This is a genomic window from Tatumella ptyseos ATCC 33301, from assembly GCF_000735525.1.
Taxonomy (GTDB): Bacteria; Pseudomonadota; Gammaproteobacteria; order Enterobacterales; family Enterobacteriaceae; genus Tatumella; species Tatumella ptyseos.
On record NZ_JMPR01000081.1, the window covers coordinates 1 to 291 of the forward strand.

Here is a 291-nt window from a genome sequence, read left to right on the forward strand (position 1 = left end):
CCCTGCCCGACACGTTTAACTACGGGGTGGAAGTCCGTCACCCGGAATTTTTTGCGCGGGGGGAAGCAGAACGGGCCCTGAACCGGGGACTGGCTGATCGCGGTATTAATCGCGTGATCCTCGACAGCCGGGCGGTACATGCATCCCCTTCCCGAACGGCTGCCGCGCTGGATGCCAAAGCCAAAAAGCCCAAAGTGCCGGTACATGCCGTACGCACTGCCGACGCACCGATGATCCGCTTTATCGGCAGTGATGATGTTAATGATTCCTCAGCCCTGTTTTCTGACTGGT

The 291-nt window shown here is 58.8% G+C and carries 1 protein-coding gene; it reads left to right on the plus strand.

All coding sequences use genetic code 11. The annotated features are described in order from the left end of the window. The coding region (locus GTPT_RS16635; RefSeq protein WP_038011990.1) for a DUF72 domain-containing protein at window positions 1-291 on the plus strand (291 nt) is incomplete at both ends.